Here is a 26,119-nt window from a genome sequence, read left to right as displayed (position 1 = left end):
CGCGGATCGTCTTTCCGGCGGCCTGCTGTGCGGATCAGCCGCCCCTTTGCGGCGGCCCGTCCCTGAGTCAGCCGCCCCTTTTCCGGCGGCCTTCCCGGGCGGTCAGCCGGCCAGGACGGCGGCGAGCTGCGCCACCGCGTGGTCGATCTCCTCCTCGGTGATCACCAGCGGCGGGGCGAGCCGGATGGTCGAGCCGTGGGTGTCCTTGGCCAGGACGCCCCGCTCCATCAGCCGCTCGCAGGCCTGCCGGCCGGTCATCAGCGCCGGGTCGAGGTCGACACCGGCCCAGAGGCCCCGGACCCGGACCGCGACGAGGCCCTTGCCGAGCAGCCCTTCCAGCCCGGCCCGCAGCCGCTCGCCCAGCTCGGCGGAGCGGCGCTGGAACTCGCCGGTGGCCAGCAGCCGGACCACCTCGGTGGCGACCGCGCAGGCCAGCGGGTTGCCGCCGAAGGTCGAGCCGTGCTGGCCCGGCTTCAGCACCCCCAGCACGTCGGCGTTGGCGGCGACCGCCGAGACCGGCACGATGCCGCCGCCGAGCGCCTTGCCCAGCAGGTACATGTCGGGCACGACGCCCTCGTGCTCGCAGGCGAAGGTGTGCCCGGTCCGGCCCAGACCCGACTGGATCTCGTCGGCGATGAACAGCACGTTGTGGTCGGTGCAGACCTGGCGGACGGCCGGCAGGTAGCCCTCCGGCGGCAGCACGACGCCCTGCTCGCCCTGGATCGGCTCGAGCAGCACCGCGACGGTGTTCTCGTCGATCGCGGCGGTCAGCGCGGCCAGGTCGCCGTAGGGCACCACGGTGAAGCCCGGCGTGTACGGCCCGAAGTCGGCGCGGGCGTCCTCGTCGGTGGAGAAGCTGACGATGGTGGTGGTCCGGCCGTGGAAGTTGCCCTCCATCACCACGATGTTGGCCTGGCCCGGGGCGACGCCCTTGACCTGGTAGCCCCACTTGCGGGCGACCTTGATGCCGGTCTCCACCGCCTCGGCGCCGGTGTTCATCGGCAGGACCAGGTCCTTGCCGCACAGCTCGGCGAGTTCCTTGCAGAAGTCGGCGAACTGGTCGTGGATGAACGCCCGGCTGGTCAGGGTCAGCTTGTCGAGCTGCGCGTGCGCGGCCTCGATCAGCTTCGGGTGCCGGTGGCCGAAGTTCAGCGCCGAGTAGCCGGCCAGGCAGTCCAGGTAGCGCCGGCCGTCCACGTCGGTCAGCCAGGCGCCCTCGGCGGAGGAGATCACCACCGGCAGCGGGTGGTAGTTGTGCGCGGTGTGGCGCTCGGCGTCGCGTACCGCTCCCGGCGTCCGCAGCATGTCGTCGATCACTTGGTGGCCTTTCCCTGACGGAGTCGCAGCGTGCAGCACTTCGGACCGCCGCCGGCCTTGCGCAGCTCGGACAGGTCGATGCCGATGGTCTCGTAGCCCCGGTCGCGCAGCTTCGCGGCGAGGTCGGTGGCCTGCGCGGGCAGCACCACGTGCCGGCCGTCGCTGACCGCGTTCAGGCCCAGCACCTCGGCGTCGGCCATGGTGGCGTGGATCGCGTCGGGGAAGAGCCGGCGCAGCACCGCCCGGCTGCCGGGCGAGAACGCCTCCGGCAGGTAGGCCACGGTCCGCTCGTCGAGCACGGTCAGCGCGGTGTCCAGGTGGTAGAAGCGCGGGTCGACCAGCTGCATGGTGATCACCGGGTAACCGAAGACCTCCTGGAGTTGGGCGTGCGAGGCGTGCGCGGTGCGGAACCCGGTGCCGGCGAGCAGGTGGTCACCGACCAGCAGGACGTCGCCCTCGCCCTCGTTGACGTGCTTCGGGTCGTACATCTCGAAGCCGGCGGCCTCGAACCAGGCCCGGAAGGCGGGCGCCTCGTCGGCGCGCTGCGGGTCGCGGAACTGCACCGCCATCGCCTTGCCGTCGATCACCGTGCCGCCGTTGGCGGCGAAGACCATGTCCGGCAGGCCGGCGACCGGGTCGACCAGCTCGACCTCGTGGCCCAGGTCCAGATACGTCTGCCGGAGCTGCTCCCACTGGCGGATCGCCAGGTCGGCGTCGACCGGGGCGGTCGGGTCCATCCACGGGTTGATCGCGTAGTCGACGGCGAAGTACGTCGGCCGGCACATCAGAAAACGCTGCCTGGTGGCGTCCATCGTCATTGTCCTGCTCCCAGCGTCGGGCGCGCCCCGGCCACCGTGGCCCACGGGCTGGCGCCGTTGGTCAACGGTATGCGCCCCGCCCCGACGACATCCACCGCCAGAACTTGCGTAGGCCGCCGAATCCTTGCGTCTACCCCCCACCCGACGACGATTCGTTGCGCCAACCCCGCCGCCGACCGCACCCGCCGCCGACCGCGGGTGCGGCCGATCATGGAGTGGTGGCGCCGGATTACTGGGCATTGGCGGGGCTTGTCGGGCGCCACGACTTCATGATCGACGGGCGTCACGGAGGGGAGGGGGACGCACTTCGGGGGGCGGCGAATCGCCGCCCCCCGAAAGAGGTGCTGCCCGTCCGGTGAACCACCGGAGTCCGGTGAACCACCGGAGTTGGTCGGGCGTGCCCGCTGTGCGCTGGCGAGTCGAAAGGTGCCCGTCAGAAGCGGCCGGCAAACTGTGAGTCGAGCCACTCGCGGAATCGGCCTACCCAGTCACCGTCGGTGGTCGGCCAGTCGAACTGCCCGGTCAGCGCCACGACGCCGAGCACCACGGCGGCCAGGCCGACCGCGATGCCGATCAGCGCGTCCAGCTTGCCGGCGACGTGCCGGCGGCGGGTGGCGATCAGGCCCAGCACGGCGAGGACCGCGCCGACCGCGCCGAGTCCCACGCCGTACCCGGCGAGGGTGCCGGTCAGCACGAAGAGCGCGCCGACCACCGAGACGATCAGACCGAGCGTCGCCAGCAGGCTGGCCCGGGGCTTCCGGCCGACGACCGGCGGCTCCGCCGGGTGGTCGAGGTCCGGGTGTACAGGCTGCTCCAGGGTGGGCTCCCGGTCCCGGTCGAGGGACTGCTTGCCGGCCAGGTCGACGGTGCGGTCGTGGACCGGGTCGGGATCGCTGCCCCGCACGGCGCCCGGCGTCGCCGACCGCCCGGTGACGGCCCGCGCGGTCGCCGCCCGGTCGGCCGCCCACTCGCGCCGGTCGTCGTCGGGGGTGGTGCTGCTCCGGTACGTCGCGCCGTCGCCCTCCCGATCGGTGACCACCGGCTGCCCCGGCTCGTCCACCGTCGCCGCGACGCGGTCCTTCCCGTCGACCCGCCCGTCGCCGTTCACGTCTCCGTTCCGTGCCGGTCCGTTCCGGCGCGACAGAATCTTCACTTCACACCTCCTGGTCAAGGGCGTGGAGGCCGCAGACGCGGATGACAGCCACGCATGACGTGGGAGAGGTACCCCGGCGCCCGGCCAGCGACACCCGTCGACGACCTGCGGCTCCGGGGCTAGTGCCGCTCGGCTACGAAGGTGCCGCGTGCGTGGATGGTCACGACAAGGCCACGGTCCCGTAGTTCACGCATCGCCATTCGGACGGTGCCTCGGGCCACGCCGTAGGTCTGCTGCAGGTGGAGTTCGCTCGGAAGCGGCTGACCGGGGCGCAGCTTGCCCTCTTCGATCTGCGTTGCGAGCAGGTCCGCCAACTGCCGGTAGAGCGGCACGTTGTTGAGCGGGCTCGTCATGGGCGCGAGCGTAAGCACGCACAGGATCTGTACGTGTTCGGGGTTGTCCAGCAAATAGACGTCTAGTGTATGGACGTCCTTTGCCTGTACGTTTGTGAGGGCCAACACCAAGACGGCCCCCGGGCAGCGATTGCGGCGCTGACCGGGGGCCTTGATCGCCCCGGGAGGCGACCCATGGGCACCCTACCCACCCTGCCCGACTGCGCGGAGCCGGCGACCGCCCGGATCGAGCTGTACACCGCCGACTCCCTCGACGCCTGCGCGTACACCTGCCCGGCGCACACCGGCCACGCGACGACCGTGAGCGCCCGGGCCGGCCTGGACGCCCATCCGATCGGCCTGGCCCCAGACGTGGACCGTCCCTGCGGATATGTGCACGTCTTCCCGACCGGCACCCTGGCCGGGCCGGCCCCCGCCGCCTGCCCGCGCTGGTGCGACCGGGACGACTGCCGGCGGCGGGGTCGGCACCGCTCCCGCGCCCGCTACACCGACACCGACCGGCCGGAGGCGTTCGTCGTCGACGTGGCCCTGGCCCAGGCGTTGCACCCGGCCGCCGAGCCGATGGTCCACCTGACCGGCGTGGCGGACGGTGCTGCGGGGAGCGTGGTCCTCTCGATCAGGCAGGCGCGGGTGCTGCGCTACCGGCTGGCCCACCTGCTCGACGTGGCCAGGGCCAGCCGGAACGCCGGCCGCTGGGCATAGCCCACCCGGCGGCACTACCGTTGCCGGCGTGCCAGAGGGACACACCATTCACCGCCTCGCCGCCCGGCACGCCGAGCTCTTCGCCGGCGACAAGGTGCACGCCGCCAGCCCGCAGGGCCGCTTCGCCGAGGGCGCGGCCCGGCTCACCGGCACCGTCCTGGACGGCACCGAGGCGTACGGCAAGCATCTTCTGCACCACTACGCCGGCGAGCTGACCCTGCACGTCCACCTCGGGCTCTACGGCCGGTTCACCGACGGCCCCGGTGAGCCGCCCCCACCGGTCGGGCAGGTGCGGCTGCGGTTGACCAGTGACCGGCACTGGCTCGACCTGCGTGGGCCGACCGCGTGCGAGCTGCTCACCCCGCCCGAGGTGGCGGCGCTGCGCGACCGGCTCGGCCCGGACCCGCTGCGCGCCGACGCCGAACCCGACCGGGCGTACGCCCGGATCTCCCGCAGCCCGACGCCGCTCGCGGCGCTGCTGCTCGACCAGTCCGTGGTGGCCGGCACCGGCCTGATCTTCGTGACCGAGGCGCTGTTCCGGGCCGGCCTGCCGCCGCTGCTGCCCGGCCGCGAGCTGACCCCGGCCGGCTGGCGGGAACTCTGGGCCGACCTGGTCGCGCTGATGACCGTGGCCGTCGAGCGGGGCCGGATCGACACCGTGCGCGACGCCCACCTGCCGGAGGCGATGGGCCGTGCGGCCCGCGTCGACCGGCACGGCGGCGAGGTGTACGTCTACCGCCGCCCCGGCGACCCCTGCCACGTCTGCGGCACCGAGATCCGCCGGGGCGAACTGGCCGGCCGCAACCTCTACTGGTGTCCCACCTGCCAGCAGGGCACACCCCGGTCGACGCCGCCCGCGCGCGGTCAGCGCAGCCGGCGGATGTCGCCGTACGCCCGGTAGAAGCCGCCCCGGCCGGCCTCGCGGACCTCGGTGACCAGGTAGCGCGCGCCCGGCTCCCGGATGCCCTTGGGGAACTGCACCGACCAGTCCCGCCGGTAGCCGGAGGAGAGCACGTGGATCCGCAGCCGGCCGCCGTCGTCGACGCACTGCACCACCACGCCGTCGGAGTCGTCGGTGGTCACCTCCACCGTGGACCAGGCCGCCGGCTCGGGCAGCCGGGCCGGCGCCTTGACGTCGACGACCTCCGGCACGTCGCCCGCCTCGGCCGCCCGGATCGCCGGCTCGCTGGCGTCGATGCAGGCCAGGTGGCCGCTGGTGGTCACCACGTAGAGCCGCTCGTCGTGGTATTGCATCGAGTAGGCCGAGCCGCAGCCGGTGCCGAGCTTCCAGAGCCGGTTGCCGGCGGCGTCGAAGCAGTAGATCGAGGAGGCGCTGTCGCCGGCGAAGACGTACCGGCCGCCCTCGGCGGTGGCGCAGGAGAAGACCGGGGCGTCGCAGCGGTACGTCCGCTCGGCGCGGCCGTCCTTGCGCAGCCGCACCACCTCCCGGGTGCCGGTGCCCGCGAAGACCGCCTCCCGCTCCTGCCAGCCGAAGAGCACCGACCCGGTACGGGTGTGCCACAGCTCCCGCCCGGTCCGCCAGTCGTAGCCGGTCACGCCCTGGGAGTGGCCGTGGTAGAGGGCGTCGGTGTCGCAGCGGACCATCCAGGCGGACCGGCCGCGTCCCGCCCGCCGCCAGAGGAACTCGTCCTCGTGGTCGATCGCGGCGATGCCGCCGTCGGCGTCGGAGACGCCCAGCACGCCGTCGTGGATGTCCAGCCAGTAGATGTCGATCTCCGGCGCGATCGCGTACGCCGCCCGGGGCACCTTGCCGGAGAGGTCGTAGACGTTGCCGTCGTCGCAGCCGGCGTAGACCCACGCGTCGTCGGCCACGATGCACTTCACCCCGTCCGGGAGGCGGACCTGGTTCAGCACCCGCGCGTCGTGCCCGAGCGTGGTGATCACCCCGTGCTCGTTGCCCACCATGCAGCTCTGCCCGTCGACGAAGATGCCGAACGCGGGCGCGCCCGAGGCGTACCGCCAGAGGACCGGGGCGGTGCGGGCGGTGGAGCGGGTGCTGACGATCTGCCGCCGGGAGACCGACCGCTTCGGTCGGCCGCCGGGCACCGCCGGGGCGTACCCCTTGCGGATCTTCTCGCCGATCTTCTTCGCCGCGGCGGCCCGGGCGCGGGCGTTGTCGGGGTAGCTCGCGGTCTTGACCTGGCCCTGGTCGCCGATCCGGCCGTAGCGCACGGTCATCGCGGTGTCGTCCACCACGACCTCGTAGAACTTGTGCGCTCCACCGTCCACTTCGGACAGTTCGAGATAGGTCGTCTCCTGCGACATGGGAATGCCTCCGAGGGGAAATGGCCGGAACCGCCGACAGCCCGCACAACCTAACCGCGCCCCCCGACAAGATCGGGTCGTTAACAGGGGGCCTCTGCTATGCGGGAGGCGTTAAGAAGGGGCCCTTCCTTACCGGCGGGCGAGGGTGTCGACGGCCTTGCGGGCCGCGATCAGCACCGGGTCCCAGACCGGCGCGTACGGCGGGGCGTAGCCCAGGTCCAGGGCGGTCATCTCGTCCACCGTCATGCCGTTCCACAGCGCCACGGCCAGGGTGTCGATCCGCTTCGCCGCCTCGGACCAGCCGACGATCTGCGCCCCGAGCAGCCGCCCACTGGGCCGCTCGGCGAGCAGCTTGACCGTCATCGGCCGGGCACCGGGGTAGTAGCCGGCCCGGCTGGTCGACTCGGCGACCACCGAGACGAACTCGAAGCCGGCCGCCTCGGCGTCCCGCTCGCGCAGGCCGGTACGCCCCACCTCCAGGTCGCAGACCTTGGTCACCGCGGTGCCGATCACGCCCGGGAAGGTGGCGTACCCGCCGCCGATGTTGATCCCGGCCACCCGGCCCTGCTTGTTGGCGTGCGTGCCGAGCGGGATGTGCACCGGCAGCCCGCTGACCAGGTGCAGGGTCTCCACGCAGTCCCCGGCGGCCCAGACGCCCGGCACCCCGGGCACCCGCATCCGCCGGTCGGTGCGTACCCCGCCGGAGGGCCCGATCGGCAGGCCGGCGGCCTCCGCGACGGTGGTGTTCGGGCGTACGCCGAGACCCAGCACCACGACGTCGGCCGGCAACGGCCCCTCGGCGGTGACCACCGCGCTGACCCGGCCGTCCCGGGTCTCCAACCCGGTCACCGCCAGGCCGGTACGGATGCCGATGCCGATGCCGCGCATCGCCTCGGCGACCAGCCCGGCCATGTCGGCGTCCACGGTGGACATCGGGTGGTCGGCCTGCTCGACCAGGTCGACGGTGAGCCCCCGCTGGATCAGCGCCTCGGCCATCTCGACGCCGATGTAGCCGCCGCCGACCACCACCGCCCGGCGCGGCCTCGGCTCCCGGTCCAGCCACTCCAGCAGCGCCGCCCCGTCGTCGAGGGTCTGCACGCCGAACACCCCGTCGGCGTCGGTCCGCGCCCACTCCGGGGTCAGCGGGGACGCGCCGGTGGCGTACACCAGGTGGTCGAACCACTCGCGGACCTCGCCGCCGCCGGCCAGGTCCCGGGCGACCACCTCGCGGCGGTCCAGGTCGATGCCGGTCACCTCGTGCCGGAGCCGGACGTCGATGTCGAACGACTCGCGGAAGGTCTCCGGGTCGCGGGCGACGAGCTGCTCCCGGTCGGGCACCAGCCCGCCGATCCAGTAGGGGATGCCGCAGGCCGAATAGGACGTGAAGTGTCCCCGCTCGAAGGCGACGATCTCCAGGTCGCTCCGGTCCCGGCGACGCCGGGCCTGCGACGCGGCGGCCATCCCGGCCGCGTCCCCGCCGACGACGATCAGCCGTTCCGCCACGCCGCCCATCCTGTCACGCCCCGGCCGCCCGCGGGGCCGCCCGCGCGCGCCGGGACGGCCCGCCCCGGGCCGCCCCGCGCCTTCGGAGGGCCGGGTCAACCACGGGTCTGCCGGGCCACGTCCGCCACCACGTCCACCAACCGGCCGGTACGCGCGAAGACCGCCCGCTGCCGCGCCGCGCCGCTGCCGTGCCGGCGCAGCCCGCCCAGCAGCTCGGTCACCTGGTCGAGGTCACCGTGCCGCTCCAGTTCGGGGCGGAGCCGGTCGACCAGCCGGTCCAGCAGCTCCCACATCGGACGCAGCTCGCCGTCGGTGACGTCCACGCCCTCGCCCTCCAGCCCGTCGTGGGCGGCCCGCCAGTGCGCGGCGACCAGCAGGTGGTGGTCGGTACGGATCGGCGGCCGGCCGGCGGCGATGTCCGTCATCGCGGTCGCCACCAGGGCCCGCACCAGCGCGGCGACCAGCACCGTGTCGTCCACCGACGGGCAGACGTCACCGATCCGGATCTCCACCGTCGGGTACTTCGCCGACAGCCGGGCGTACCAGTAGAGCATCCCCTCGTCGAGCATCACGCCGGTCGCGATGAGCTGCCGGATCAGCCGCTCGTAGTGCTCGTGGGAGGTCAGGTAGGGCGTCGGCGCCACCGACGGCCAGCGTTCCCACTCGACCGAGCGCCAGCTCGCGTACCCGGTGTCCTCACCCCGGGAGAACGGGGAGTTGGTGGTGACGGCGTGCAGGATCGGCAGCCAGGGCCGGACGTGGTTGAGCACCTGCACGCCGGTGTCGCCGTCCGGCACGCCGACGTGCACGTGCATGCCGTTGTTGCCGGGACCCGGCACGAGCAGCCGGAACCGCTCGATCATCCGGTCGAAGCGGGGCTTGTCGACCACCGGCGGCACCGGGCCGTCCACCGGGCCGGTGCCGATGGCGAGCAGCCGTACGCCGGCCCGCTCGGCGGCGGCGGACAACTCGCCGCGCAGCACGCCCAGTGAGTGGCGGATGGAGCTCAGTTCCAGCCCCGGCGGGGTGCCGATCTCGATCTGGCTGGTCTGGAACTCGCGTTCCACCTGCCCGCGCAGCTCGGCCGGCACCTGCTCCATGACCAGGTCCACGGCCGGGACGGCGGCGCCGGTGTGCGGGTCGACCAGCAGGAACTCCTCTTCCACGCCGACCGTGAGCAGGTCGGTGCCGCCCGGGGCGACGTCCGGTTCCCGCTCCGCCACTGACCCGCTCATCTCCATCACCGTCCGCTCGTGCCGGTCGCGGCGCCCTGCCGCGTACGTCGACCCGCCATTACCCACCGTGTCCGATTCGGGAAACACCTCCCTCGGCGTGTCGCCCCGCGTGCCGCGCTCGGTGCGCCGCGCCGCGCCCGCGCACCGCCTGGGCGGGCGTCCGTAGGGGAGCCCTGCTATACCGGAGGCGTCAACAGGGGGCCTCTTCGAGGAGTGCGGACGGTGGCGGACGAACGGCGGGCCGAGCGGGACTGGCGGGGTCAGGTGCCGCGCACCTTCGCGACGCTGCTCTGGGTGATCGCGGTGGTCTGCGCGCTGGCCGCGCTGAGCAGCGTCGTACGGACCGACATCCAGCCGGTCCGTACCGCGATCGACGCGCTGCTGCTGCCCGCGCCGGCCAACCTCGCGTACGCGGTCTTCATCGGCACCCTGGCCTCGGCGGTGCTGCGCCGCAAGCGGCTGGCCTACCGGGTGCTGGTCGGCTACTTCAGCCTCACCCTGGCCGTCGGCGTGCTGGCCGGGGTGCTGCTGCTGGTGGTCGGCGCCAACGACCTCACCGACGACGCCGGCCGCCGGCTGTTCGACTCGCTGGAGACCGTCGGGGTGTGGGTGGGCATCGCCTTCACCGCCGCCGCGCTGGGTCTGCTGCTCGCCGCCCGGCGGGAGTTCTACGCCCGGGTCCGCAGCGGCAGCACCTGGCGGGCCCTCGCGGTCTTCCTCGGCCTGGCGGCGGTCTCGGTCGGCGTCGGCTACCTGCTGCTCACCGCCGTGCCGGGCAGCCTGCACACCTGGTCGGACCGGCTGGTCTACGCGGTCGAGAAGGTCTTCGGCGGCGCGATCACGCTGGACCTCACCCGCCGGGGGCAGGCCCCCGGCTGGGTCAACCTGCTGCTCGGCGCGTTCGGCGCGACCGCCTTCGTGGCCGGCCTGTTCACCTTGGTCCGCTCGCAGCGGGCCGCCGCCGTGCTGCACCCGGACGAGGAGGAGCGGATCCGGGCGCTGCTGGCCCGGCACGGCGGCCGGGACTCGCTCGGCTACTTCGCCACCCGCCGCGACAAGGCGGCCGTCTTCTCCGCCAGCGGCAAGGCGGCGGTCACCTACCGGGTCGTCAACGGGGTGTGCCTGGCCAGCGGCGACCCGGTCGGCGACCCCGAGGCGTGGGGCCCGGCCATCGAGGCGTGGCTCGGCCAGGCCCGCGAGTACGCCTGGACCCCGGCGGTGATGGGCGCCAGCGAGGCCGGCGCGCGGGCCTACCACCGGCACGGGCTGAAGGTGCTGCACCTGGGGGACGAGGCGATCCTGCTGACCCGCGAGTTCGACCTGAACGGCCCGGACATGCGCCCGGTCCGGCAGGCGGTGCACCGGGTGGAGCGGGCCGGCTACACCGCCCGGGTGCGCCGGCACGCGGAGATCCCGCCGGAGGAGCTGGCCGAGCTGGCCCGGCTGGCCACCACCTGGCGGGACACCGAGCACGAGCGGGGCTTCTCGATGGCGCTGGGCCGGCTCGGCGACCCGGCCGACGGCGACTGCGTGCTGGTCGACGCCCGCGACGGTGCCGGCCGGGTGCGGGCGATCCTGTCGCTCAGCCCGTGGGGTGCCGACGGGCTCTCGCTGGACCTGATGCGCCGGGACCGCACCGCCGACAACGGGGTGATGGAGTTCATGGTCGCCGCGCTGCTCGGGGCCGCGCCCCGGCACGGGGTGGAACGGGTGTCGCTGAACTTCGCGGTGTTCCGGTCGGTCTTCGAGCAGGGCGCCCGGATCGGGGCCGGCCCGATCATCCGGCTCTGGCGGCACGCGCTGCTCTTCTTCTCCCGCTGGTGGCAGCTGGAGTCGCTCTATCTCTCCAACGCCAAGTACCAGCCGCACTGGACGCCCCGCTACCTCTGCTTCGCCGAACGCCGGGAACTGGCCCGGGTGGGGCTCGCCGCGGCGGTCGCCGAGGGCTTCCTGGCCCTGCCCGGTGGCCGGCCCACCCCGTTGCAGGGGTGCCGCCGGGCGGCGGGGCGGTCGGTTTCGTGCCGCCGGCCGCCGCGACGGTCCGGGCGGTGCCGCCCGAGCCGACCGCGGTGCAGCGGCCGGAACAGATCCGGGTACGCCAGGCGAAGCTGGACCGGCTGCGCGCCGAGGGCGTCGACCCGTACCCGGTGGGCTTTCCGCGCACGGTGAGCTGCGCCGAGGTGCGCCGCCGGCACACCGGGCTGGCCCCCGACACCGCCACCGGGGAGACCGTGTCGGTGGCCGGGCGGGTGCTGCTGGTCCGCGACCACGGTGGGATCTGCTTCGTCACCGTGCGGGACGGCAGCGGCGACCTGCAACTGGTGCTGGAGCACGACCTGGACCGCTGGCGGGCGACGATCGACATCGGCGACCACGTCGGGGCCACCGGCGAGGTCTACGCCACCCGGCGCGGCGAGGTGTCGGTGCGGGTCGCCGACTGGCGGCTGACCGCCAAGTGCCTGAGGCCGCTGCCGGACAAGCACCACGGGCTGGCCGACCCGGAGGCCCGGGTCCGGCAGCGCTACCTGGACCTGGCCATCAACCCGGAGGCGCGGGAGCTGCTGCAGGCCCGGGGCGCGGCGCTGGGCAGCCTGCGGCGCACCCTGGCCGAGCGGGACTTCCTGGAGGTGGAGACGCCGATCCTGCAACGGGTGCACGGCGGGGCGAACGCCCGACCGTTCGTCACCCACAGCAACGCGTACGACGTGCGGCTGAGCCTGCGGATCGCGCCGGAGCTATATCTCAAGCGGCTCGCGGTGGGTGGCGTGGAGCGGGTGTACGAGCTGGGCCGGGCGTTCCGCAACGAGGGCGTCGACTTCAGCCACAACCCGGAGTTCACCGTGCTGGAGGCCTACCAGGCGTACGCCGACTACCACGTGATGCGGAAGCTGGCCCGGGACCTGATCGTCGCGGCGGCGGTGGCGGTGCACGGGTCGCCGGTGGCCCGCCGTCCCGGCACCGGCGAGCTGGTGGACATCGGCGGCGAGTGGCCGGCGCGGACGGTGAACGAGGCGGTCTCCGCCGCGCTGGGCGAGGAGGTCACCGCCGACACCGAGGTGGCGACCCTGCGCAAGCTCTGCGACGCCGCGCAGGTGCCGTACGACCCGCGCTGGGAGCGCGGCGCGGTGCTGCTGGAGCTCTACGAGCGGCTGGTCGAGGCGCGTACCGAGGTGCCGACGTTCTATCTGGACTTCCCGACCGACGTCTCGCCGTTGACCCGGCAGCACCGGGACGACCCCCGGCTGGCCGAGCGGTGGGACCTGGTGGCGTTCGGGATGGAGCTGGGCACCGCGTACTCGGAGCTGGTCGACCCGACCGAGCAGCGGCGTCGGCTCACCGAGCAGTCGCTGAAGGCGGCCGGCGGGGACGTCGAGGCGATGGAGCTGGACGAGGACTTCCTCACCGCGCTGGAGTATGCGATGCCGCCCACCGGGGGCCTCGGGCTCGGCGTGGACCGGTTGGTGATGCTGCTGACCGGTCGCTCCATCCGGGAGACGCTGCCCTTCCCGATGGTCCGCGAGTCGTCCTGACCCGGCACCGGCCGCGCCGCGCCGGGAAGGGGCGATCCGACCCGGGGCGTGACACCGGGTCCTAGGCTGGGCGCGTGCCGGGGTTGCTGATGGCGGTGGCGGGGACGTGGGCGTACGCCCTCGCCCGGTTCACCGTGCTGGCCGACCGCCCGGTCGAGGTGCTGGCCGGGGCGGCGGTGGCGGCCGCGCTGCTGCTGGCGACGGTGCTGGCGTTGCGGGTGCGGGCGCTGCCGGGCGCACCGCGGTCCGGTCGGCGGGCCGTCGCGCTGCGGGCGCGGTCGCGGGGCCGCCGGGTGCCCCGACAGGTCGACCCGGACGCGGCGGGCCGTCCGCGTCCCCGCGCACCCGGCCGCCACCCCTCGGCCGCGTAGCGCCGCGCCGCGCGGCCGATTCCGTCGTCGTCTCCGTTCCGCCGGGACACGTCGTCCCGTCGGGACCTCCGGAATCGGACCGAGGGGTCTTCCCATGCTCGCCTTCGCACCACTGCACGCCGCGGTCTCCGTCGCCGCGTCCGTCGTCTCCTGGCTCGCCGACACGCTGACCCCGCTGACCGGCGGGGCGGCCACCGCCGCGGCCATCGTCCTGTTCACCCTCGGGGTCCGTCTGCTGATCTCCCCGCTCACCCTCGCCCAGGTGCGCGGCGAGCGGCGGCGCGCGGCGCTCGCCCCGCAGGTAAGCGACCTGCAGCGCCGGCACGCCGACGACCCGGCGAAGCTGCAGAGCGAACTCTTCGCGCTCTATCGGCAGGCCGGGGCCAATCCGGTCGCCGGTTGCCTGCCGGCGCTGCTGCAGGCGCCGTTCTTCCTGGTCATGTACCGGCTCTTCGCCACCGGGGACGGCAACTCGGGGCTGCTCGACCAGCGGCTGGCCGGGGTGCCGCTGGGTTGGCACCTCGGCGACGGGCTGACCGGGCCGGTGATGGCGGTGTTCGGGGTGCTGCTGGTGGCGCTGCTCGCGCTGGCCTGGTTCTCGTCCCGGCGGGCCCGCCGGGCGGCGCAGGCCACCGGCACCGTCGCCGGTACGCCGACCGAGGGGCCGGGGGCGGCCGTGCTGGGTCGGCTGCTGCCACTGCTGCCCTTCAGCACGGTGCTCGTCGCGTTGGTGGTGCCGCTGGCGGCGGTGGTCTACCTGGTCACCACCACCGCGTGGACGGCGCTGGAGCAGGTGACGTTGCGCCGCCCTCAGCCGGCAGGGATCGACGAACGTTGACAAGTCTCGGGTGGGCGCGTAGAAAACGCTCACAGAGAGCGCTCTCTAGCCCCGTCCCCGCAGAGAGGCACCCCGATGAGTCCTGCCCCGGCGGCACCCGCCGCCCCGTCCGTCGCGCGCCGGTCGCGCCGACGGCTCCCCCTGGCCGTGGCCGTGCTCGCCACCACCACCGCGCTGGCCGCCGTGTCGATGACCGCGCACGCCGCCGTCCCGGCGCCGCCGGCCGGCTGGAACCTGATGTGGAGCGACGACTTCACCGGTGCGGCCGGCACCCTGCCGTCCTCGACCAACTGGATCATCGACACCGGCACCAGCTATCCGGGCGGCCCGGCGAACTGGGGCACCGGCGAGATCCAGACGTACACCTCGAGCACCGCCAACCTGGCCCACGACGGTGCCGGCAACCTGCGGATCACCCCGCTGCGCGACGGTGCCGGCCGGTGGACCTCGGCCCGGATCGAGACGGTCCGCGCCGACTTCAAGCCGCCGTCCGGTGGGGTGCTCGCGATCGAGGGCCGGATCCAGATGCCCAACGTCACCGGCGCGCAGGCGGCCGGCTACTGGCCGGCGTTCTGGTCGCTCGGTTCGCCCTACCGGGGCAACTACCAGAACTGGCCGGGCGTCGGCGAGATCGACGTGATGGAGAACGTCAACGGCCTGAACCAGGTCTGGGGCACCCTGCACTGCGGCGTCGCGCCGGGCGGGCCGTGCAACGAGTTCAACGGGCTGGGAAACACCCGGGTCTGCCCGGGCAGCAGCTGCCAGTCGGCGTTCCACACCTACCGCACCGAGTGGGACGCCTCGGTCAGCCCTCAGCAGCTGCGCTGGTACGTCGACGGTCAGCTCTTCCACACCGTCAGCCAGAGCCAGGTCGGTGAGCCGTACTGGACCCAGATGACCGGCCACGGGGGATACTTCCTGCTGCTCAACGTCGCGATGGGCGGCTCGTTCCCGAACGGTGTCGCCGGTGCGACCACGCCGACCGCGTCCACCGTGTCGGGCAGGCCGATGCTGGTCGACTACGTGGCGGTCTACCGCAAGGGCGGCGGCACGAGCCCGTCGCCGACCCCGACCGCCACCACCCCGCCGCCCGGCGGCACGGTCGACGCGTACGGGACCATCCAGGCGGAGGCGTTCAGCGCGCAGAACGGGGTGGTCGTCGAGGCGTGTGCCGAGGGCGGGCAGGACATCGGCTACCTGCGCAACGGCGACTGGGCCCGGTACGACAACGTGGACTTCGGCAGCGCCGGGCCACGGGACTTCCTGGCCCGGGTCGCCTCCGGCGCGCCGGCCGGGGTGAGCGGGCTGGTCGAGGTGCGGGTGGACAGCCCGACCGCCCCGCCGATCGGCAGCTTCGCGCTGGCCAACACCGGCGGCTGGCAGACCTGGACCTCGGTGCCGGGCAACGTCTCGACGGTGACCGGCCGGCACTCGGTCTATCTCACCTTCACCAGCGGCCAGGCCGGCGACTTCGTCAACGTCAACTGGTTCACCTTCCGGCGCTGACCTCCCGCCTTCCGGGCCCCCTGCGTCGCCGTGCCGGCGGCGCAGGGGGCCCGTTCCCTGTCCGTACCCTCTGGACACGATTAGTAAAGACTCTTAATAATGAGCGCGGACGTCGACGGTCGTGGATGTCCACCCCCACCGCGTCAGGTCCCTGGAGGCCACCGTGACACTCCGCCGTACCCGCGTGGCGACGTTCGCCGCCGCGCTCACCGCCGCCCTGGCCGCGGCCACCGTCGTGGCCGCGCCACCGGCGTCGGCCGCCACCGCAGCCTTCGTCCGCACCTCCAGCTGGAGCAGCGGGTACGAGGCGAAGTTCACCGTCACCAACGACACCTCGGCGGGCATCTCCTCGTGGAACGTCCAGTTCGACCTGCCCGCCGGCAGCGCCGTCGGCTCGTTCTGGGACGCCCAGCTCAGCACCGCCGGCCAGCACGTCACCGCCGTCAACCAGTCGTGGAACGGCACCCTCGCCCCGGGCGCCAGCACCACCTTCGGCTTCATCGTCAGCGGCACCGGCGACCCGACCACCTGCACCGTCAACGGCGGCCCCTGCACCGGCGGGGGTGGCGGCAACCCGTCCGCCCCGGCCACCCCGGGCGGCCTGCGGGTCACCGGCACCACCAGTTCGTCGGTCTCGCTGGCCTGGAACGCCGTCTCCGGCACGGTCACCGGCTACCGGGTCTACGAGGGCAGCACCGTGAAGGCCACCGGCACCGGCACCTCGGTCACCCTCTCCGGCCTCGCCGCCTGCTCGGCGCACAGCTACACGGTCACCGCGTACAACGCCAGCGGTGAGTCGGCGAAGTCGGCGCCGGTGTCGGCCAGCACCACCGGCTGCACCGGCGGCGGCACCGGGGCGATGGCCGCCGCGCCCTACCTCTACCCGGGCTGGGGAGACCCGCCCGCGCCGTCGACCGTGATGGGGGCGACCGGGGTCAAGTGGTTCACCATCGCGTTCGTGCTCTCCGGCGGCGGCTGCACCCCCGCCTGGGACGGCACCGGCCCGCTCACCGGCAGCGCGTGGGCCAGCACCATCGCCGCGGTCCGGGCGGCCGGCGGCGACGTGATCCCGTCGTTCGGCGGGTGGAGCGGCAACAAGCTCGGCCCGAACTGCTCGTCGGCCGCCGCGCTCGCCGGGGCGTACCAGCAGGTGATCAACGCGTACGGGCTGAAGGCCATCGACATCGACATCGAGAACAGCGACGAGTTCGAGAACGAGGTGGTGCAGGACCGGATCCTCGGCGCGCTGAAGATCGTCAAGCAGAACAACCCGGGGCTGCGGACGATCGTCACCTTCGGCACCTCGACCACCGGGCCGTCGTACTACGGCACCCGGCTGATCAACCAGGCCGCCGCGCTGGGCGCGAACATCGACACCTTCACCATCATGCCGTTCGACTTCGGCGGCGGCGCGAACATGTACCAGAACACGGTGAACGCGGCCGAGGGGTTGAAGAACGCGCTGAAGACCGCGTTCGGCTGGTCCGACGCCACCGCGTACGCCCACATGGGCATCTCCGGCATGAACGGGCTCTCCGACCAGCAGGAGCTGACCTCGCCGGCCACCTGGACGCAGATCCGGGACTGGGCGAAGGCCCGGTCGCTGTCCCGGTTCACCTTCTGGTCGGTCAACCGGGACCGGCCCTGTGCGGGCGGGGGAGTGGTCGCCAACTGCTCCGGCATCGCCCAGAACACCTGGGAGTTCACCTCGATCACCGCGCAGTACTGAAAGGAGGGGCCCCCTGTTAACGCCTGCGGTAGAGAAGGGAACCCTTCTCACCCCCCGGGGGCCCGAGCGGTCAGCGACCGGTGGTCACCGACTGCCGGTCGCGCCGCGCGCGGCGCTTGCGGACCTTCTTGGTCACCCAGCTGACGATCATGATGCCGAAGACCACGAAGATCGCGTAGTTGAACCAGCTGCTGTAGCGGTCGACCTGCTGCCACTGGGAGCCCAGGGCGAAGCCCAGCCCGACGATCAGCGCGTTCCACGCCCCGCTGCCCACCGTGGTGAGCAGGACGAACTCGCCCAGCGGCATCCGGTTCGCGCCGGCCGGGATCGAGACGAGACTGCGCACCACCGGCACCACCCGGCCGAACAGCACCGCCCACCGCCCGTGCCGCTCGAACCAACGGTCGGCCTGCTCCAGGTCGTCCCGGTCCACCAGCGGGATGTGGTCCAGCCAGCGCTTCAGCCGCTCCTCACCGAGCGCCGCGCCGAGCCAGTAGAGCACCAGCGCGCCGAGCAGCGAGCCGGCGGTGGCGGCCAGCACGATCAGCACCACGTTGAACCGACCCTGGGACGACAGGTAGCCGGCCATCGCCAGCACGATCTCGCTGGGGATCGGCGGGACGATGCTCTCCAGGGCGACCAGCAGGGCCACCCCGACCCCGCCCAGCGAGTCGATGACGCTCGCCACCCACCCGGTCAGCCCGGTGAACTGGTTCGGGTCGACATTCTGGGCGAGTGCCATGGGCTGCCTTTCCGTCGAGCCGGCGGGATCGAACGGTGGTACCCCGGCAGCGGCCGGTCACACCTGCCGGTGACCCGTCCCACTGGTCAGCCGCTCAGTCCTCGGGGTGCAGCGCCTCGTCGGCCGGGCCGACCCGCCAACCGGTGAACCGGACGACCAGCCCGCCCCGGCTGGGCGAACAGCAGAACGGACCCGCCGACGCCTCGGCCGCCGGGTCCAGCGGGGCCAGGCGTACCAGCCGCCACGGCTCGCCGGCCACCCGGGCTCGTACGGTCAGCGCGTCGCCGGCCCGGCTCACCCGGACCGTCACCTCCCGCCCCGACCACTCCGGCACCGGGGCCACCGACCAGTCCGACACCTCCCGGGTGACCACCGCGCCGAGCTGCGGCTGCCCGTCGCTGACCTCCACGCCGGCCTTGGTCCACTGCCGTTCGTCCACCCGGACCAGCACGCCGGCCTGGTCGAACTGCGCGGCGTAGTCCAGGTGGAAGCTCACCTCCACGGCGCTGCCCACCGGGAACGGGGCGAGCAGGGCGGAGGCGTCGTCGTGCACGAAGCCGTAGCTGGTCCGCCGCCACAGGTCACTGCCCTCGCGCGGCTCGACGGTTAGCCCGTCGGCGGACTCCTGCGCCCGTACCGGTGGGTGGAGCCAGGTTCCGGTGGACCAGTCGACGGGGTGGGTGTCGGCGCTCATGCCGGCACCGTACCGCCGGGACCGGCGGACGTGAGACGGCTCCGGGTTTGCCGGCGCGGCCGATCGGAGAAGTTAGCCGGACATGGGTGACAGGTGGTACCAGGAGGCGGTCGTCTACTGCCTCGACGTGGACTCGTACGTGGACTCGGACGGCGACGGGGTCGGTGACTTCCGTGGCCTGATCGGCCGGCTCGACTACCTGGCACGGCTGGGGGTGACCTGCCTCTGGCTCAACCCGATCCACCCGTCACCCAACCAGGACGACGGGTACGACGCGACCGACTTCTACAACGTCGACCCGCGCTTCGGGACCCTCGGCGACTTCGCCGAGCTGCTGCACCAGGCCCAGAACCGGGGCATCCGGGTGATCATCGACCTGGTGGTCAACCACACCTCGGACCAGCACCCCTGGTTCCAGTCCGCCCGCTCCTCGCCCGACTCGCCCTACCGCGACTGGTACGTCTGGGCCGACCAGGAGCCGGCCGACCGCCACCAGGGCATGGTCTTCCCCGGCGAGCAGAACGAGACGTGGAGCTACGACCGCACCGCCAAGGCCTGGTACTACCACCGGTTCTACAAGTTCCAGCCGGACCTGAACATCACCAACCCGAAGGTGCGCGAGGAGATCAAGAAGATCACCTCGTTCTGGCTCCAGCTCGGGGTCTCCGGGTTCCGGATGGACGCGGTGCCGTTCATCATCGAGGAGACCGAGCCGGGCAACCCGGACTCGCCGAAGAACTTCGACTTCCTCACCGAGCTGCGCCAGCACGTGCAGTGGCGGCGCGGCGACGCCGTCCTGCTGGCCGAGGCGAACGTCGAGCCGGACCAGCTGCCGGTCTACTTCGGCGACGGCAGCGGGTCGGGCAACCGGATCCACATGCTCTTCGACTTCATGCTCAACGGCCGGCTGATGCTCGCCCTCGCCCGGGAGGACCCCGAGGCGATCATCGACGCCCTGCGGGACACCCCGAAGCTGCCCGAGGGCGGCCAGTGGGCCACCTTCCTGCGCAACCACGACGAGATCGACCTGTCCCGGCTCACCGCCGACCAGCGCAACGACGTGCTGGCGAAGTTCGGCCCGGACGAGGAGATGCAGCTCTACGGCCGGGGGATCCGGCGTCGGTTCGCGCCGATGCTCGGCAACGACCGCCGGCACCTGGAGCTGGCGTACGCGCTCCAGTTCTCGCTGCGCGGCACGCCGGTGCTGCGCTACGGCGAGGAGATCGGCATGGGGGAGGACCTGGCGCTCAAGGGGCGGGACGCGATCCGCACCCCGATGCAGTGGTCGTACCAGGCGAACGGTGGCTTCTCCACCGCCGAGCCGGAGAAGCTGATCCGCCCGGTGATCGAGAAGGGCGACTACGCGTACGACAAGGTCAACGTGACCGCCCAGCGCAAGGACCCGCGCTCGCTGCTCGCCTGGTTCGAGCGGATGATCCGGACCCTGCGCGAGGCGCCCGAGGTCGGCTCCGGCAGCACCACCCACATCGACGTGCCGATGCCGGCCGGGGTGCTGGCCCACCGGGCCGACGGCCCCACCGGCACGATGGTCTTCCTGCACAACCTGAGCACCGCCGACGTCGAGGTCGACCTCAGCACCCTGCAGGGCGAGGCGGACCTGCCGATCGACGTGCTCTCCGACCGGGGCTACGAGGAGGTCGGCAAGCTCGACCGGCTCAAGCTGGCCGGCCACGGCTACCGCTGGATCCGGCTCTGCCGCAGCTGGTCGGCCTGACCGCGCACCGGGCCACGTACCGGGCCGCCGCCGCTCGTCGGCGGCGGCCCGGTTCGCGTACCCCTGGGTTAAGCTCCTTCGATCGAGCCCAAGTTACCGGGAGGTAATCATGTCGGAGGAGACCCGCGTCGCCATCGTGACGGGAGCGGCGCGCGGCATCGGCGCGGCGACCGCCCGCCGGCTGGCCGCCGACGGCATGGCCGTCGCGGTCGTCGACATCGACGAGTCCGCCACCAAGGAGACCGTGGACGCCATCGTCGCCGCCGGCGGCCGGGCGCTCGGGGTCGGCGCGGACGTCGCCGAGCGGTCCCAGGTCGAGGCGGCCGTCGAGCGGGTCGTCGCCGAGCTGGGCGCACCCACCGTGCTGGTCAACAACGCCGGCGTGCTCCGCGACAACCTGCTGTTCAAGATGACCGACGCGGACTGGGACACCGTGCTCGGCGTGCACCTGCGCGGCGCCTTCCTGTTCAGCCAGGCCACCCAGAAGCACATGGTCGAGCAGAAGTGGGGCCGGATCGTCAACCTCTCCAGCACCTCGGCGCTGGGCAACCGGGGGCAGGCCAACTACGCCGCGGCCAAGGCCGGCATGCAGGGCTTCACCAAGACCCTGGCGATCGAGCTGGGCCCGTTCGGGGTGACCGTCAACGCGGTCGCGCCCGGCTTCATCGTCACCGACATGACCGCCGCCACCGCCGCCCGGATGAAGGTCGACTTCGAGGCGTTGCAGCAGCACGCCGCGAGCGAGATCCCGGTACGCCGCACCGGCCGTCCCGAGGACGTCGCACACACCATCTCGTTCCTGGCCAGCGAGGGCGCCTCCTTCGTCTCCGGCCAGGTCATCTACGTAGCCGGCGGCCCCAAGGACTGACCCACCCCGCCCCCTCCGCGCCTCCGCGAATGGCCACTCTTTCCCGGAAAGAGTGGCCATTCCGCGTTCCACAGCCCCGATTTCCGTGAATCAGTGGCCTCGCGCGGCGCGGGCGCGGGCGCGCGCGGCGCGGGCGCGCGCGGCGCGGGCGCGCGCGGCGCGGGCGCGAGAGGCGCGAGAGCGTGCGGGGCGGGCGCGGTGGACGGGTGGGTGTGTCAGGCGGGAGCGCGGCGGGTGCGCCAGAGCCAGAAGAGGCCGAGCACGGGCAGGAGCAGGGGGATGTAGCCGTAGCCGCTGCCGAAGTCCGACCAGACCGTCTCGTCGGGGAAGAGGGCCCGGTCGGCCAGGCTGAGGATGCCCACCGCGACCACCCCGAACAGCTCCACCGAGCAGCACGCCAGGGCGACCCGACGGCCGGTGTGCCCGGCCTTCGCCAGCCCGACGGCGGCCACGATGTAGATCAGTGCGGCCACGGCGGAGAGCAGGTAGGCCACCGGCGCCTCGTCGAACTTCGTGGCGATCTGCAGGCCGGCGCGCGAGGTCGCGGCGATGGCGAACAGGATGTAGACCGCGATCAGCAGCCGGCCCGGCCCCCGGTTGGTGGCCTGTTCGCGGGCCGGCGCAGGGTCGTCGTCCGGGTCCAGCCCGATCGGCTCAACCACCGAGCACCTCCCAGGTCTGCTGGAGCCGGACCACGACGACCGGCGTCACCAGGCAGATCGCGCAGACGATCGCGGAGCCCCAGCGGGTCGGTTCCATCCGGGCCAGCACCCAGGCCAGCGGCGGCAGGCAGACCAGCGTCACCAGATAGCCGAAGAAGGCGCCGGGCTCGCCGGGGCGTTCGCCACCGCCGAGCGCGACCAGCGCCAGCACGGCCAGCACCAGCAGCGCGGCCTCCAGCACGGCCAGGCCGTAGAACTGCACCCGGTCCGGCGGCCGGTGCCGGACCGCCGCCACCAGCGCCCATCCCGCGAGTACGAGCGACAGCACGATCGTCGCCGTCGCCAGGGGTCCGTCCACCGGCGAGCCTGCCCCGGCCGCGCTGGTCATCGGCGGCGTCCCGCCGCAGTCCCGATCACCGGCACAGCCTACTAACCGGCGTAGTAATGGCGGTCGCCCGGGCCGGGTGCCGCGGACCGGCCCCGTCGCCTGCACCGGGGCGTCCGGGCGACTAGCGTGGATCACGGCCACGGACACGCCGTGGCGGGTGACGACGCTGGGGGTCCTCGTGCTGCGGTTCGGCTTGTTCGGCACCGGTCACTGGGCGGCGGAGACCCACGCGGCGGCGATCGGGGCGCATCCCCGGGCCGAGCTGGCCGGGGTGTGGGGGCGCGACCCGGAGAAGGCCGCGGCGCTGGCGCAGCGGCACGGCGTACCGGTCTTCGAGGACGTCGACGCGCTGATCGAGGCGTGCGACGCGGTCGCGGTCGCGTTGCCGCCGGACGTGCAGGCCGACATCGCCGCCCGGGCCGCCACCGCGGGCCGGCACCTGCTGCTGGACAAGCCGCTGGCGCTCAGCCTCGCCGACGCCGACCGGGTGGTCGCGGCAACCGAGGCGTCCGGGGTGGCGTCCGTGGTCTTCTTCACCCAGCGCTACCACCCGAACGTCACCGGCTTCCTCGCCGCCACCGCCGCCGCCGGGGGCTGGCAGCACGCCCGGGCCACCATGTTCGCCTCCATCTACCAGCCCGGGAACCCGTACGGGAACTCGCAGTGGCGGCGCGACCGGGGGGCGCTGTGGGACATCGGCCCGCACGCGCTGTCGATCGTCCTGCCGGTGCTCGGCCGGGTCGCCCGGGTCGCCGCGATGGACGGCCCGAGCGGGCTGGTGCATTTGCTGCTCACCCACGACGGCGGCGCCACCAGCACCCTCTCGCTCACCCTGGACGCCCCGCCCGAGGCGGTCACCCGGGACTTCGTCTTCTTCGGCGAGAACGGCACCGAGGTCGTGCCGCCCGGCGACGGCAGCGTGCTCGCCGCGTTCGGCACCGCGATCGACCAGTTGCTGGAGGAGATCGAGGCGGGCACCCGCGACCATCGCTGCGACGTCCGGTTCGGCCTGGAGGTGGTGGCGGTGCTCGACGCCGCCGAGACCGCCCGTACCGAGGGGCGCACCGTCACCGTCGACTGACCGGGCGGGCGGAAAACGGGTCGTACCGGCCGGTCGGCCCGGCTAGCCTCGCCGCATGTCCACGCATGCCCTGATCGACGTGGTCGGTACGCCGGCCGCGTGGGCCCCGCCGCAGGTGGCCCGCCCGCGAGTCCGGCGTCCGGCCCCGGCCGGCCGGGACGCGACCCGCGCCTGATCCGACCAGGAACACCGTCCCGCCGCCGGCCGACAGCCGGCCGGTCGGTCGGCGACCGCTGTCCGCATCCCGCCCGCGCCGAGGGCCGTCCGAGTCCCATTCGCTCGGACAGGCCCCGATGCCGGCTGCCCGCCGGCCGCCTGTCCGTCCCGTCGCCGCCCGGCGACAGACAGGACGACGAGATGGCGCCCCGCCGTACCCGTGCCACCGAACGCGACCGGTCCCGTCGCGTACTGTCCCAGAACTTCCTCGCCGACCCGGCCGCCGTCGCGCGGATCGTCCGGGCGGCCCGACCCGACCCGGACGGCCTGCTGCTGGAGGTGGGGGCCGGCCGGGGTCGGCTGACCCGGCCGCTGGCCGCCCGGTGCGCCGGCTGGTCGCGTACGAGGTCGACCCGGTCGCCGCCGCGCAACTGGCGGCGGCCTGCGCGACCTGCCGCGGGTGGTCCCCGGCAGGCCGACTTCCTCGCCGCGGTCCTGCCGGACGAGCCGTTCGCGGTGGTCGGCAACATCCCGTGGTCGCTCACCGCGGCGGTGGTCCTGGTGTCTCGCCGCCGACCGGCTGCGCTCGGCCACCCTGCTCACCCAGCTGGAGTACGCCCGCCGGCGCACCGGCCACGCCGGCCGGTGGAGCCGGCTGACCGTGCCGAGCTGGCCGGAGCACTTCTGGCGGCTGGCCGGCACGGTGCCCCGGACCGCGTTCCGGCCGGTGCCCCGGGTGGACGCCGGGATCCTGCGGCTGGAACGCCGGCCGGAGCCGCTGCTGCCGCCGGACGCGTTGCCGGCGTACCGGCGGCTGGTCGAGGCCGGGTTCGCCGGGGTCGGTGGCTCGCTGGCCGGCTCGCTGCGCCGGCACCATCCTCGGGCCCGGGTCGACGCGGCGCTGCGCGCGGTCGGCTCTCCGCCGATACCCTGGTCGGCGAGGTCTGGCCCGAGCAGTGGCTCACCCTGGCCCGGCTACTGCGCTGACCCCGCACCCATCCGGGCGCGCGACGGCTCCGAATGCCGGGTGTGCTGGCAGACGGACCGGAGAGAAGGTTTCCCACGATGACCACCGGCGACCCGACCGACGGCGGGTCGCCGGACGGTCCGCGGCTGCGGGCCGCCCGCCGGGCCGCCCGCCCCCGACCCCGGGCCGAGGCCGACGCGCTGCTGCGCGCGGTGGCCGGGGCGACGAGGCGGCCTTCGAGCGGCCCTACGGGATCGTCGCGCCCCGGGTGTACGGGTTGGCCCGCCGGGTGCTGCGGGACCCGGCGCAGGCCGAGGAGGTCACCCAGGAGGTGCTGGTCGAGGTCTGGCGGACCGCCGCGCGGTTCGACCCGGCCCGGGGCTCGGCGACCGCCTGGGTGTTCACCATGGCCCACCGCCGGGCGGTCGACCGGGTCCGCTCCGAGCAGGCCGGCGCCGAGCGGGCCCGCCGGGTGGCCGCCGGTTCCGGCCACGTCCCGTACGACGAGGTGGCCGAGGAGGCGGCGACGCGGCTGGAACGCCAGCAGGTGCGCCGCTGCCTGGACACGCTGACCGAGGTGCAGCGGGAGGCGATCACCCTCGCCTACTACGGCGGGCACAGCTACCGGGAGGTGGCCGACCTGCTCGGCGCCGCCCTGCCGACCGTGAAGAGCCGGATGCGGGACGGCCTGATCCGGCTGCGCGACTGCCTGGGAGTGGAGGTGGCCCGATGACCGACATCCACGCGCTGGCCGGCGCGTACGTGCTCGACGCGGTGGACGACGTCGAGCGGGCGGCGTTCGCCCGGCACCTGGCCGGCTGCGAGAGCTGCACGCTGGAGGTGGCCGAGCTGCGCGAGGCGGCGGCCCGGCTCGCCGAACCGACCTGGTCGGTGCCGCCGCCCCGGTTGCGCGACGAGGTGCTGGCGGCGGTGCGCCGTACCTGCAGGAGCGGCCGCGCCGGGCGGGACGCCGGCACCGGCCCGCTGGCGGCGCACCGCCGCGGCGGTCGCCGCCGGCATCCTGGCCGTCGGCCCGGCACGGCCACCTGGCTGGTCCAGGAGCAGCGGGTACGCGACGAGCACGCGGCCACCGTGGCTGCCCGCGCCGAGACCGAGCGGATCCGGGCGGTGCTGGCCGCCCCGGACGCGGTGGTCCGCTCGACGTTCGTCCCCTCGGGCGGCCGGGTGACCGTGGTGAGTTCCACCGGCCGGGCCGAGGGCGTGGTGGCGCTGGCCGGGTTGGCGACGCCCGGTTCCGGGCGGGCCTACCAGCTCTGGCTCATCTCCGACGGCACCGCCGCCTCGGCGGGTGTCCTGCCGGCCGGGCGGAACGCGGCGACGGTGCTGATCGGCGGCGTACGCGGCGGGGCCGTCGTCGGGGTGACCGAGGAGCCGGCCGGCGGGTCGGGACAGCCCACGATGGACCCACTGGTGGCGATCACCCTCACCTGACCTGCTCCTACGCGCCCCGGCCGAGGTTCGGCC

At 73.8% G+C, this 26,119-nt stretch carries 24 protein-coding genes and 1 pseudogene; 14 read left to right on the top strand and 11 right to left on the bottom strand.

Annotation, left to right across the window (positions count from 1 at the left end; genetic code table 11):
* Window positions 1-102: 102 nt before the first annotated feature.
* From rocD to MRQ36_RS07710, 4 genes are all read right to left on the bottom strand, one after another.
* Window positions 103-1,317, bottom strand: a complete 1,215-nt coding sequence (gene rocD, locus MRQ36_RS07725) for an ornithine--oxo-acid transaminase (protein ID WP_242794176.1) — start codon at window positions 1,315-1,317, stop codon at window positions 103-105.
* On the bottom strand, window positions 1,314-2,129 hold the full coding sequence (ddaH, locus tag MRQ36_RS07720) for a dimethylargininase (RefSeq protein WP_242794174.1): 816 nt from the start codon (window positions 2,127-2,129) through the stop codon (window positions 1,314-1,316). The genes rocD and ddaH overlap by 4 nt, the downstream gene beginning before the upstream one ends.
* A 439-nt stretch (window positions 2,130-2,568) precedes the next feature.
* Window positions 2,569-3,243 (bottom strand): DMT family transporter, encoded by a 675-nt coding sequence (locus MRQ36_RS07715; protein WP_242794173.1) that lies wholly within the window; start codon window positions 3,241-3,243, stop codon window positions 2,569-2,571.
* A 164-nt stretch (window positions 3,244-3,407) separates the two neighbouring features.
* Complete coding sequence (locus tag MRQ36_RS07710) at window positions 3,408-3,641, bottom strand: GntR family transcriptional regulator (protein WP_242794172.1); 234 nt, start codon at window positions 3,639-3,641, stop codon at window positions 3,408-3,410.
* A 174-nt stretch (window positions 3,642-3,815) separates the two neighbouring features.
* Between MRQ36_RS07710 and MRQ36_RS07705 the strand changes: the two genes are divergently transcribed.
* Both MRQ36_RS07705 and MRQ36_RS07700 read left to right on the top strand, forming a co-directional pair.
* Entirely contained in the window at window positions 3,816-4,343 is a 528-nt protein-coding gene (locus tag MRQ36_RS07705) for a hypothetical protein (RefSeq protein ID WP_242794171.1), read from the top strand.
* Window positions 4,344-4,371: 28 nt separating this feature from the next.
* A complete protein-coding gene (locus MRQ36_RS07700) occupies window positions 4,372-5,244 on the top strand; it encodes a DNA-formamidopyrimidine glycosylase family protein (protein ID WP_242794170.1) in 873 nt (290 codons plus the stop codon).
* Here the strand turns inward: MRQ36_RS07700 and MRQ36_RS07695 are convergent.
* The 3 genes from MRQ36_RS07695 to MRQ36_RS07685 form a co-directional block, all read right to left on the bottom strand.
* The gene (locus MRQ36_RS07695; RefSeq protein ID WP_242794169.1) at window positions 5,208-6,629 is read right to left on the bottom strand and encodes a WGR domain-containing protein; all 1,422 of its coding nucleotides are present in this window, start codon (window positions 6,627-6,629) and stop codon (window positions 5,208-5,210) included. The two genes, MRQ36_RS07700 and MRQ36_RS07695, sit on opposite strands and share 37 nt — an antisense overlap.
* A 129-nt stretch (window positions 6,630-6,758) precedes the next feature.
* Window positions 6,759-8,132, bottom strand: coding sequence for an FAD-dependent oxidoreductase (locus MRQ36_RS07690; RefSeq protein ID WP_242794168.1), 1,374 nt, complete (start codon window positions 8,130-8,132; stop codon window positions 6,759-6,761).
* A 95-nt stretch (window positions 8,133-8,227) separates the two neighbouring features.
* The gene (locus MRQ36_RS07685; RefSeq protein WP_242800918.1) at window positions 8,228-9,376 is read right to left on the bottom strand and encodes a glutamate--cysteine ligase; all 1,149 of its coding nucleotides are present in this window, start codon (window positions 9,374-9,376) and stop codon (window positions 8,228-8,230) included.
* A gap of 213 nt (window positions 9,377-9,589) precedes the next feature.
* Between MRQ36_RS07685 and MRQ36_RS07680 the strand changes: the two genes are divergently transcribed.
* The 6 genes from MRQ36_RS07680 to MRQ36_RS07655 all read left to right on the top strand — a co-directional run bounded on the left by MRQ36_RS07680 (window position 9,590) and on the right by MRQ36_RS07655 (window position 17,341).
* Window positions 9,590-11,536 carry a phosphatidylglycerol lysyltransferase domain-containing protein gene (locus MRQ36_RS07680; protein ID WP_242794167.1) on the top strand — a complete coding sequence of 649 codons (1,947 nt, stop codon included), beginning with the start codon at window positions 9,590-9,592 and terminating at the stop codon, window positions 11,534-11,536.
* Window positions 11,437-12,897 carry a bifunctional lysylphosphatidylglycerol synthetase/lysine--tRNA ligase LysX gene (gene lysX, locus MRQ36_RS07675; protein ID WP_242800916.1) on the top strand — a complete coding sequence of 487 codons (1,461 nt, stop codon included), beginning with the start codon at window positions 11,437-11,439 and terminating at the stop codon, window positions 12,895-12,897. The genes MRQ36_RS07680 and lysX overlap by 100 nt, the downstream gene beginning before the upstream one ends.
* A 74-nt stretch (window positions 12,898-12,971) precedes the next feature.
* Window positions 12,972-13,268, top strand: coding sequence for a DUF6412 domain-containing protein (locus MRQ36_RS07670; protein WP_242794166.1), 297 nt, complete (start codon window positions 12,972-12,974; stop codon window positions 13,266-13,268).
* 94 nt (window positions 13,269-13,362) lie between these two features.
* A complete protein-coding gene (locus MRQ36_RS07665) occupies window positions 13,363-14,106 on the top strand; it encodes a membrane protein insertase YidC (RefSeq protein WP_242794165.1) in 744 nt (247 codons plus the stop codon).
* Between the two features lie 75 nt (window positions 14,107-14,181).
* Window positions 14,182-15,612, top strand: a complete 1,431-nt coding sequence (locus tag MRQ36_RS07660; RefSeq protein ID WP_242794164.1) for a carbohydrate-binding protein — start codon at window positions 14,182-14,184, stop codon at window positions 15,610-15,612.
* A gap of 163 nt (window positions 15,613-15,775) precedes the next feature.
* On the top strand, window positions 15,776-17,341 hold the full coding sequence (locus tag MRQ36_RS07655) for a cellulose binding domain-containing protein (protein ID WP_242794163.1): 1,566 nt from the start codon (window positions 15,776-15,778) through the stop codon (window positions 17,339-17,341).
* 70 nt (window positions 17,342-17,411) lie between these two features.
* On the opposite strand, the gene MRQ36_RS07650 is transcribed toward MRQ36_RS07655, so the two are convergent.
* Complete coding sequence (locus tag MRQ36_RS07650; RefSeq protein WP_242794162.1) at window positions 17,412-18,083, bottom strand: DedA family protein; 672 nt, start codon at window positions 18,081-18,083, stop codon at window positions 17,412-17,414.
* A gap of 94 nt (window positions 18,084-18,177) precedes the next feature.
* The gene (locus tag MRQ36_RS07645; RefSeq protein ID WP_242794161.1) at window positions 18,178-18,777 is read right to left on the bottom strand and encodes a DUF1349 domain-containing protein; all 600 of its coding nucleotides are present in this window, start codon (window positions 18,775-18,777) and stop codon (window positions 18,178-18,180) included.
* Window positions 18,778-18,859: 82 nt separating this feature from the next.
* Here MRQ36_RS07645 and MRQ36_RS07640 point away from each other — a divergent pair, with 82 nt between their 5' ends.
* Both MRQ36_RS07640 and fabG read left to right on the top strand, forming a co-directional pair.
* On the top strand, window positions 18,860-20,512 hold the full coding sequence (locus MRQ36_RS07640; RefSeq protein ID WP_242794160.1) for an alpha-amylase family protein: 1,653 nt from the start codon (window positions 18,860-18,862) through the stop codon (window positions 20,510-20,512).
* 109 nt (window positions 20,513-20,621) lie between these two features.
* A complete protein-coding gene (gene fabG, locus MRQ36_RS07635) occupies window positions 20,622-21,380 on the top strand; it encodes a 3-oxoacyl-ACP reductase FabG (protein ID WP_242794159.1) in 759 nt (252 codons plus the stop codon).
* Window positions 21,381-21,595: 215 nt separating this feature from the next.
* Here fabG and MRQ36_RS07630 read toward each other — a convergent pair whose 3' ends face one another.
* Both MRQ36_RS07630 and MRQ36_RS07625 read right to left on the bottom strand, forming a co-directional pair.
* Window positions 21,596-22,042 (bottom strand): hypothetical protein, encoded by a 447-nt coding sequence (locus MRQ36_RS07630; RefSeq protein ID WP_242794158.1) that lies wholly within the window; start codon window positions 22,040-22,042, stop codon window positions 21,596-21,598.
* Window positions 22,035-22,430: a hypothetical protein gene (locus MRQ36_RS07625; RefSeq protein WP_242794157.1), complete on the bottom strand. Its 396-nt coding sequence runs from the start codon at window positions 22,428-22,430 to the stop codon at window positions 22,035-22,037. Before MRQ36_RS07625 ends, MRQ36_RS07630 begins: the two co-directional genes overlap by 8 nt.
* Window positions 22,431-22,608: 178 nt before the next feature.
* Here MRQ36_RS07625 and MRQ36_RS07620 point away from each other — a divergent pair, with 178 nt between their 5' ends.
* The 4 genes and pseudogenes from MRQ36_RS07620 to MRQ36_RS07605 all read left to right on the top strand — a co-directional run bounded on the left by MRQ36_RS07620 (window position 22,609) and on the right by MRQ36_RS07605 (window position 26,086).
* Entirely contained in the window at window positions 22,609-23,511 is a 903-nt protein-coding gene (locus MRQ36_RS07620; protein WP_242800914.1) for a Gfo/Idh/MocA family protein, read from the top strand.
* A gap of 357 nt (window positions 23,512-23,868) precedes the next feature.
* Window positions 23,869-24,654 (top strand): annotated as a pseudogene (gene erm / locus MRQ36_RS07615) (ErmE/ErmH/ErmO/ErmR family 23S rRNA (adenine(2058)-N(6))-methyltransferase).
* A 248-nt stretch (window positions 24,655-24,902) separates the two neighbouring features.
* The gene (gene sigK, locus MRQ36_RS07610) at window positions 24,903-25,367 is read left to right on the top strand and encodes an ECF RNA polymerase sigma factor SigK (protein WP_308194787.1); all 465 of its coding nucleotides are present in this window, start codon (window positions 24,903-24,905) and stop codon (window positions 25,365-25,367) included.
* Window positions 25,364-26,086, top strand: coding sequence for an anti-sigma factor domain-containing protein (locus MRQ36_RS07605; protein ID WP_242794156.1), 723 nt, complete (start codon window positions 25,364-25,366; stop codon window positions 26,084-26,086). The genes sigK and MRQ36_RS07605 overlap by 4 nt, the downstream gene beginning before the upstream one ends.
* The last annotated feature ends 33 nt before the right edge of the window (window positions 26,087-26,119 follow it).

This window comes from Micromonospora sp. R77, from assembly GCF_022747945.1.
GTDB lineage: Bacteria > Actinomycetota > Actinomycetes > Mycobacteriales > Micromonosporaceae > Micromonospora.
Note: the sequence above shows the minus strand (reverse complement) of the source record. Positions and strands in the feature narration are given on the sequence as shown.

Excerpts from the sequence above, each read along its gene's own strand:
- ddaH (WP_242794174.1), bottom strand. The coding sequence starts at position 2,129 with ATGGACGCCACCAGGCAGCGTTTTCTGATGTGCCGGCCGACGTACTTC.
- MRQ36_RS07710 (WP_242794172.1), bottom strand. The coding sequence starts at position 3,641 with ATGACGAGCCCGCTCAACAACGTGCCGCTCTACCGGCAGTTGGCGGAC.
- MRQ36_RS07705 (WP_242794171.1), top strand. The coding sequence starts at position 3,816 with ATGGGCACCCTACCCACCCTGCCCGACTGCGCGGAGCCGGCGACCGCC.
- MRQ36_RS07695 (WP_242794169.1), bottom strand. The coding sequence starts at position 6,629 with ATGTCGCAGGAGACGACCTATCTCGAACTGTCCGAAGTGGACGGTGGA.
- MRQ36_RS07665 (WP_242794165.1), top strand. The coding sequence starts at position 13,363 with ATGCTCGCCTTCGCACCACTGCACGCCGCGGTCTCCGTCGCCGCGTCC.
- MRQ36_RS07660 (WP_242794164.1), top strand. The coding sequence starts at position 14,182 with ATGAGTCCTGCCCCGGCGGCACCCGCCGCCCCGTCCGTCGCGCGCCGG.
- MRQ36_RS07650 (WP_242794162.1), bottom strand. The coding sequence starts at position 18,083 with ATGGCACTCGCCCAGAATGTCGACCCGAACCAGTTCACCGGGCTGACC.
- MRQ36_RS07645 (WP_242794161.1), bottom strand. The coding sequence starts at position 18,777 with ATGAGCGCCGACACCCACCCCGTCGACTGGTCCACCGGAACCTGGCTC.
- MRQ36_RS07640 (WP_242794160.1), top strand. The coding sequence starts at position 18,860 with ATGGGTGACAGGTGGTACCAGGAGGCGGTCGTCTACTGCCTCGACGTG.
- fabG (WP_242794159.1), top strand. The coding sequence starts at position 20,622 with ATGTCGGAGGAGACCCGCGTCGCCATCGTGACGGGAGCGGCGCGCGGC.
- MRQ36_RS07625 (WP_242794157.1), bottom strand. The coding sequence starts at position 22,430 with ATGACCAGCGCGGCCGGGGCAGGCTCGCCGGTGGACGGACCCCTGGCG.
- MRQ36_RS07605 (WP_242794156.1), top strand. The coding sequence starts at position 25,364 with ATGACCGACATCCACGCGCTGGCCGGCGCGTACGTGCTCGACGCGGTG.